Origin of the sequence: Chitiniphilus eburneus (assembly GCF_005048205.1) — a bacterium.
Taxonomy (GTDB): Bacteria; Pseudomonadota; Gammaproteobacteria; order Burkholderiales; family Chitinibacteraceae; genus Chitiniphilus; species Chitiniphilus eburneus.
Window position 1 is genome coordinate 1 of sequence record NZ_SUMF01000055.1, and the last position, 6,804, is coordinate 6,804.

Below are 6,804 nucleotides of genomic sequence, written 5' to 3' on the forward strand. Positions count from 1 at the left end.
TGGGCACCGTACGGCTGGTGGTCAACAGCCAGACCGGCGAAGTGAAACAGGAAATCGCCTACGACGCCTGGGGCAACGTACTCAGCGACACCAATCCAGGATTCCAACCGTTCGGGTTTGCGGGTGGGCTCTACGACAAAGACACCGGCCTGGTGCGGTTCGGGGCGCGGGATTATGACCCGCAAATCGGAAGATGGACGGCGAAGGACCCGATTGGGTTTGGTGGAGGGGATTCGAATGTTTATGGGTATGTAAAGAGCGACCCCGTTAATAATATTGACCCTTCTGGACTCGCTACTTTGCTGTGCGCGCGGGAATTGGGAAGTCCTGACAAAGCGGATATGAATCCTGCTTGGAACCCGGTGCGCCATGATTATCTTATCGTAGGAGATCAGTCTTACGGACTAACACCACATAGCAATATGATATGGAGTAAAGGGAGAATTGACAGCCCGGAGCGAAAGAATAATAAGAAATGTGAAATGATCTCAAGTGATCCGAAATTCGATGATGCAACTCGCCAAGCAATAAAAAAAATGGGTAGTCCAACCTACAATGTTGGCGCATTTCCTGGGACGTTAGGTTGGGTGCTCGGGGCTAGAAATTGTCAATCTTGGGCGGAAGAAATTCTCGAGGAAGCCAAGAAAATTTACAAGCGTTAATTGGACAATGACAATGAAACAACTGTTCATGATGATTTTTTTTGGTGGATCATTTTTGTTAACGTCTAGTGAAATAGATGTAAGGCCGGGCGTGGTTGTAGAGGTGACACCAAAAAAGCCATTGGAGGCGATTACTTCTGGGGCGTATGTAAGCATTGATGTTTCAAAAATGTTGATGCGTGAGGGGGATGATTTGTTTTCGTTGCGAAAAAAAATAGAAAAGACCTTCCCAAGCCAAAGCGTTGTGATTGACCTTGTTGCGGAGGATGGGAGTGATGTTTCCTTTGTTTTTAATGGTGGGTCTTCAATTTCTGGAGATAGTGCCAGCCTGATTTTGCGGCCTGAAAATGAAACGGTTCCATTGTCAACTAAATACAAGAAGATTTTAATAAGATCTAGTGTTCTTCTCGCCAAGGTAAAAATATTTTGGCATAACTATTCTCTATGAAATACGTACCGGAATATATGGAAAAGGTGGCAACAGCTACTCCTTATCACCGACCAACTGGGCTCCGTACGGCTAGTGGTGAATAGCCAGACCGGTGAAGTGAAACAGGAAATCGACTACGACGCCTGGGGCAATGTACTCAGCGACACCAACCCGGGATTCCAACCGTTCGGGTTTGCGGGCGGGCTCTACGACAAAGACACCGGCCTAGTGCGGTTTGGCGCGCGGGATTATGACCCACAAATCGGAAGATGGACTGCCAAGGACCCGATTGGGTTTGAGGGTGGGGATTCGAATGTTTATGGGTATGTAAACAATGACCCAATCAATTATTTCGATCCAACGGGCCTTTACTGCTTATCGAACAATGCGCTGAATGCATGGGCCGGAGCAGCGGGAGGGGCTTTCAGCGGTGCGATGGCTTTAGCTCCAATTGGGCCGTGGGGAATGGCTATTGGAGCGGTAGTTGGGGGGGGCATTTGGGGCTATATCTGGCTGGATCGGCACAAATATGTCAAGCACACAGTCGACGATTATGGGCGCTTCGGCAATGACTAGTGGAGTTAATACTCTAAAATCATCCGCGCTTGGTGGAGTCTTTGGTGCCGCTACAACGGTAGCGCTTCAGAAAGAAGGCGCTTCAGAAGGCGCGACAATTATTGCCGGAGGGGCTGTGGGTGGTGCAGTTTCTGGTATTGCATCATCTTTGGTTCAACCTAATACACTTCTCCATGGGTTAAAAGGAGGGCTAGCTGGTTTGGCTGGTGGAGCCGTTCAAGCAGGAACCTTAGCAGCATTAAGAGCTGGGAATGACTGTGGGTGTGAGAAATGACAAAAAACAATCTCCGGGATTACAAAAAGGCTTGGACATTAACATTTTTTGCAATTTCTTTAATGTTAGGAATTGCCGTGGCGTGGGAGCTATTTGGCTCTTATATCTACGAGATTTTAGGGTTGGACAAAGATTCAGAAATTACTCGGCTAGTTGTTTATATTTCTTTGATGCTTGTTGTTATTTTGCCATTTGAGTTGGTACTCAAGGAGCTAAGAAGAATTTCTAGTGAGAGTCGTGACAAAAAATAGCAATTTTCATATACGAATAGCGCTTACTGGAAACTGTCTTGATGCCGACCAACTGGGCACCGTACGGCTGGTGGTCAACAGCCAGACCGGCGAAGTGAAACAGGAAATCGCCTACGACGCCTGGGGCAACGTACTCAGCGACACCAATCCAGGATTCCAACCGTTCGGGTTTGCGGGTGGGCTCTACGACAAAGACACCGGCCTGGTGCGGTTTGGTGCGCGGGATTATGACCCGCAAATCGGAAGATGGACTGCCAAGGACCCGATTGGTTTTAACGGGGGGGATTCGAATGTTTATGGGTATGTGGGGAATGATCCCATCAATAAAATTGACCCCTTTGGATTGGAAACATGCGTATTGATTACTCGAGATAGTATGGGTTTTGGAGGGCACGCATCTCTGTACATATCACGTGGGGCTGATAACGGTGGCCCGGTAATCTATGACCCATCAGGTAGTTATTCCCGCCAATCGGAGAAAGGCGGTGCGGAGGGGCATCGTGTTTATGGAGCAAAGGCTGATATTCAGAAATATGCAAATTTCTACAAGAATTGGGATGGAGATTCTACAGAAATAACTTGCAAAAATACTTCAATAAGCGAGGAGAAGCTATTTCATGAAAAAGCTATTGAATTTGGGAGTGGAAGCAGCTTCAATTGTGCGATTTCTGTGTCGTATGTTATTGGAAATTCGTCCGCATTTCCGCATGTTGAACCAGGAACCATATTTCCCGGAAATTTGTTGCGTGATGCAAAAAAAGTTGTGAAAAAGGTTGTGAATAAATGAAGAAATTTTATTTAAATTCGATGGTTTTTGTTTTGATTTCATTGGTTCATTTTTGTTGGCTCTTGCGTTTGCCTCCAGTGAGATGTGATGGGCTAGTTGTTGCCATTTTAACTGCACTGCTTTCGTGGTTCTTTGCATTTTTTTTATTTGGAGTTATGCCAAGAAAGAGGATTTGTATTCTTTTTGGATTTTTGATTTGCATGTTATTTGGAGCAGTGGTTGCAGGAGGGGTGGTTTTAGCTTTTGAATATGTGCGCTTCCCTTTGCCTTTCATGAATTCATTGAGATTGGGAGGGCTTTCTTGGGTCTTGTTTACATTGTTCTGTTGTGCGGGTTGGGTTGTGGGATTTTTGTTCTTCTTATGGGTGGTTTTGGCAAATTACTACTTTGCGGGCATTTTTAAGGTGAAATAGAAATGTGTGAGTGCAGTGGTCAACCACTTCATCTACGCCGGCAAAGCCAACGTCCCGGAATACATGGTCAAAGGCGGGGAAACCTATCGCCTGATCACCGACCAACTGGGCTCCGTACGGCTGGTGGTGAATAGCCAGACCGGCGAAGTGAAACAGGAAATCGACTACGACGCCTGGGGCAATGTGCTCAGCGACACCAACCCGGTCGACTGGCCCTACGCCAGGAGCATCATTGTTTTTGTTGGGCCTTGGCGGAGCAATGTTACCTGGGCAATCATCGTCTGACGACTGCGAGTGCAAATGATGAATCAACGTGGATTTAATATTTTTGATCTAGTCGCTGTGCTTTCTGTCTTGATGTTTGGACTATGGGTGAAGTCACTCATAGGAGGAAATCCGATATTGTCATTCCTATTTGGTGTTTTTGGTTTGATTGCTGTGTACTTTATTATTTGGAAATGTGTTGGCTATTTGACCGTGCGTCCTATTTGTAAAAACAACAAATGCCATTCTTGGAGTTACATTAAATTAGAAAAATCGGAAGAAGGGGTTGTGTATAAATGTCGTTGTGGGGATCGCTACCTCATGTCGGGTAAAAATGAATTTCGCGTTGTTAATGAAAGAGGGCTTTCCGAATCCTATATGTATCGTGTTGGGCCTAGAGCACGATGGCAATTAAGTGATAACAAAGAAACATGATTTTTCGTAGGCCTGCATGATAGCTACGCTTCTAATTTCCAGAATTTATAGCTGCTGGAAGTGTTGGCAGCCCAGCATACAAGGCTGGGTATGTTTTCTGCGCCGTTGTGTTGGGCGCCTGAAGCTAGAGCAAGTGTTAATCGGAAAAGATAATGAAGCAACTTTTCATGATTATTTTCTTTGGCGGCTCCTTTTTGTTGACTCCTGATGAAATTCATCACCGACCAACTGGGCTCCGTACGGCTGGTGGTGAATAGCCAGACCGGCGAAGTGAAACAGCAAATCGCCTACGACGCCTGGGGCAACATACTCAGCGACACCAATCCAGGATTCCAGCCGTTCGGGTTTGCGGGCGGGCTCTACGACAAAGACACCGGCCTGGTGCGGTTTGGGGCGCGGGATTATGACCCGCAAATCGGAAGATGGACGGCGAAGGACCCGATTGGGTTTAACGGGGGGGATTCGAATGTTTATGGGTATGTGGGGAATGATCCAGAAAATTGGGTTGATGCATCTGGCTTAGCTCCAGGGGACATTTTCCCAAGTAGAGATGCTGCGGCCAGGGATGCTGGAAAATTTGCAAAAGGTTTTCCAATGCAGCGTATCGAATACGGAGGTTGGATATTTCAAGTTGCTGGTGGATATTCATACAATTTTACGAAGGGGACTCCTTTGAACGTTCCGAGGGAGAAGTTGGAAGCGTTGAAGAAGAAATGTCCTTCTAGTCCCACAGATATTTGGCACGTACACCCGGATGACGGCAATGAATTTCAGCATGAGCTAAGCCAGCAAGACAAAGCTTATGCGAAAGAACACGGGGTGCCTATATATTTAATTACGCCGAACGAAAAACTCATAGCCTATGATCCAATTTCTAAGGCCTCTAGGAGCGCAAGGTGAGGAATATATTGGGGATATGTGCATTGGCCATTTGTTTAAATGTAGGGTTTTCGCATGCCGCACGTGATCGGCAGTCCTTGGAGGCTTTTGATCTATCTTCATTGAAGATCGTGAAAATTTATCTGAATGAAAAGTGCTCACCTTTTGCCCTGGTTCGTGATCCCAATGGATATGTCCATCGTGCCTATCTTGGAGACTATGTCGGAAAAAATTTCGGTGTAGTAAAGGAAATTAACAGACGTGGATTGAGAATTATGGAATTGTATGGTGCGGGCGATGAGTGGGAAGAAAAAGAAATTTGGTTTGAAACTAATGAAAACCAATAATTTTGGTGATTTTTTCAGTGCTCCTGATGTGGTTTCATGCGAATGTTATTGAAATGAAAAATCTCTATCGTACATATCAAAATATGTCCTTAATGAAGAAACATATGTTCTTGATGAAGATTTGTGTTGTTTGCTTTTTCTTGGCCTTGCTTTTTTTTCTGGGGGCAGTGTTTTGGCGTGAAATGGGTGTGGTGATTTTGGAAAAAGTATTTGTTTTTTTGGGGCTTTCATTTTTTATTCTTGATTTTGTATTTTTCTTTTTGGGTTTTGCGAATTTATTTAAAGGAAGGAAAAGTTAAATTGGCTACTAAATCTTGAAGTAGGGCCTAGCACGTGATTTGTCATGGGCTCAGTGCCCGCCGACACCAACCCGGGATTCCAGCCATCCGGGTTTGCGGGCGGGCTCTATGACAAAGACACCGGCCTAGTGCGGTTTGGCGCGCGGGATTATGACCCGCAGGTGGGGCGGTGGACGGCGAAGGACCCGATTGGGTTTGGTGGGGGAGATGCAAACATCTACTCTTATGTAAGTGGCGACCCCGTCAATTATGTTGACTTTAATGGTTTTGGAAAATTCGGAGGGCGCGCTAAAGGGGAGAGAAATAGAACCCGAACGGCAGATGGAACTAATAATCCATGGAAGCACTATAAGGCAGACCCGAATGACCCAAAGAGTGTTTTATATAAAGATGCAGATGGGAAAACAAAGAAGAAAGCTAAGCCGCCTGGGTTTGATGATCAAAATGGATTTGTTGATCCAAGCATTTTTGAATGGCTCATGCCTTGGTGGATGATGTCCGAAGGACTAAATGAAGGAGAGGATGAGTTTATGAGGGAAATGTGGAGGGAGTGGCGGGAAAAGCAGAAGCCATGCTGGTCTTGATTTGTTTCTCGTGAACGGAGGGGTAATGAAAGAAAAAGATTATTTTTCTCTAGGAGACAAATATTTTGATTCTGGGCTTCTTAGAAAAGCATTTTTAACAGTTAAAGCAGGGGCGTATAAAGGTGATACGTCCTGTCAGCAGAACTTGGGGTACTTTTATGATGAAGGTGTTGGGACTTTTGTAAACAAAGAAAAAGCTATATATTGGTATCGAAAATCGGCTCGGTTAGGTGAATGTTCTTCGGCGTTGAATTTGGGGATTTTATATAGGGATAGGGGGTTGTTTTTTTGGCAAAAAAATGGTTTCTTCATGCAAAGAATTTAGGGCTTGAGGATGCGGAAGAAGAGCTTGATAAGCTGAAATATATACGGCAACTAAGTTATGAAAAAAGGCAGGAGTTCAACTCAAGCTCTGCTTTTTCCGCTCCTTTTCAAAGGAGACGGTCGATTTGGTGGTGATTTGTCCTGTTGTTGTTCGCTCAACGGTAGCACGCTGGGCCAGATCGCCACCAGCCAGCAATACGATGCCTACGGCCAGCTCAGCAGCTTCACCGCCAGGCATGGCGACACCGTATTGTTCCAGGAGCAATACACCCGCAACAC

Annotated in this window: 13 protein-coding genes; all 13 read left to right on the top strand. The window is 45.6% G+C overall.

Annotation, left to right across the window (positions count from 1 at the left end):
• Positions 1 to 662 (top strand): RHS repeat-associated core domain-containing protein (locus FAZ21_RS19600; RefSeq protein ID WP_136775119.1); only part of this gene is annotated, 662 nt, incomplete at its 5' end.
• A 13-nt stretch (positions 663 to 675) separates the two neighbouring features.
• On the top strand, positions 676 to 1,110 hold the full coding sequence (locus FAZ21_RS19605; RefSeq protein ID WP_136775120.1) for a hypothetical protein: 435 nt from the start codon (positions 676 to 678) through the stop codon (positions 1,108 to 1,110).
• Positions 1,111 to 1,125: 15 nt separating this feature from the next.
• Positions 1,126 to 1,668, top strand: coding sequence for an RHS repeat-associated core domain-containing protein (locus tag FAZ21_RS19610; RefSeq protein WP_136775121.1), 543 nt, complete (start codon positions 1,126 to 1,128; stop codon positions 1,666 to 1,668).
• 270 nt (positions 1,669 to 1,938) lie between these two features.
• Positions 1,939 to 2,193, top strand: a complete 255-nt coding sequence (locus FAZ21_RS19615) for a hypothetical protein (RefSeq protein ID WP_136775122.1) — start codon at positions 1,939 to 1,941, stop codon at positions 2,191 to 2,193.
• A complete protein-coding gene (locus FAZ21_RS19620; RefSeq protein ID WP_211243539.1) occupies positions 2,180 to 2,980 on the top strand; it encodes an RHS repeat-associated core domain-containing protein in 801 nt (266 codons plus the stop codon). Before FAZ21_RS19615 ends, FAZ21_RS19620 begins: the two co-directional genes overlap by 14 nt.
• Positions 2,977 to 3,393, top strand: a complete 417-nt coding sequence (locus FAZ21_RS19625) for a hypothetical protein (protein WP_136775124.1) — start codon at positions 2,977 to 2,979, stop codon at positions 3,391 to 3,393. The genes FAZ21_RS19620 and FAZ21_RS19625 overlap by 4 nt, the downstream gene beginning before the upstream one ends.
• A gap of 6 nt (positions 3,394 to 3,399) precedes the next feature.
• Positions 3,400 to 3,678: a hypothetical protein gene (locus FAZ21_RS19630; protein ID WP_136775125.1), complete on the top strand. Its 279-nt coding sequence runs from the start codon at positions 3,400 to 3,402 to the stop codon at positions 3,676 to 3,678.
• A gap of 15 nt (positions 3,679 to 3,693) precedes the next feature.
• A complete protein-coding gene (locus tag FAZ21_RS19635) occupies positions 3,694 to 4,092 on the top strand; it encodes a hypothetical protein (protein WP_136775126.1) in 399 nt (132 codons plus the stop codon).
• A 207-nt stretch (positions 4,093 to 4,299) separates the two neighbouring features.
• Positions 4,300 to 4,992, top strand: a complete 693-nt coding sequence (locus tag FAZ21_RS19640; protein ID WP_136775127.1) for an RHS repeat-associated core domain-containing protein — start codon at positions 4,300 to 4,302, stop codon at positions 4,990 to 4,992.
• Entirely contained in the window at positions 4,989 to 5,318 is a 330-nt protein-coding gene (locus tag FAZ21_RS19645) for a pilus assembly protein PilP (protein ID WP_136775128.1), read from the top strand. Before FAZ21_RS19640 ends, FAZ21_RS19645 begins: the two co-directional genes overlap by 4 nt.
• 53 nt (positions 5,319 to 5,371) lie before the next feature.
• A complete protein-coding gene (locus tag FAZ21_RS19650; protein ID WP_136775129.1) occupies positions 5,372 to 5,617 on the top strand; it encodes a hypothetical protein in 246 nt (81 codons plus the stop codon).
• A gap of 44 nt (positions 5,618 to 5,661) precedes the next feature.
• Positions 5,662 to 6,201: an RHS repeat-associated core domain-containing protein gene (locus FAZ21_RS19655; protein ID WP_136775130.1), complete on the top strand. Its 540-nt coding sequence runs from the start codon at positions 5,662 to 5,664 to the stop codon at positions 6,199 to 6,201.
• 25 nt (positions 6,202 to 6,226) lie between these two features.
• The gene (locus FAZ21_RS19660; RefSeq protein WP_136775131.1) at positions 6,227 to 6,526 is read left to right on the top strand and encodes a tetratricopeptide repeat protein; all 300 of its coding nucleotides are present in this window, start codon (positions 6,227 to 6,229) and stop codon (positions 6,524 to 6,526) included.
• Positions 6,527 to 6,804 lie beyond the last annotated feature (278 nt).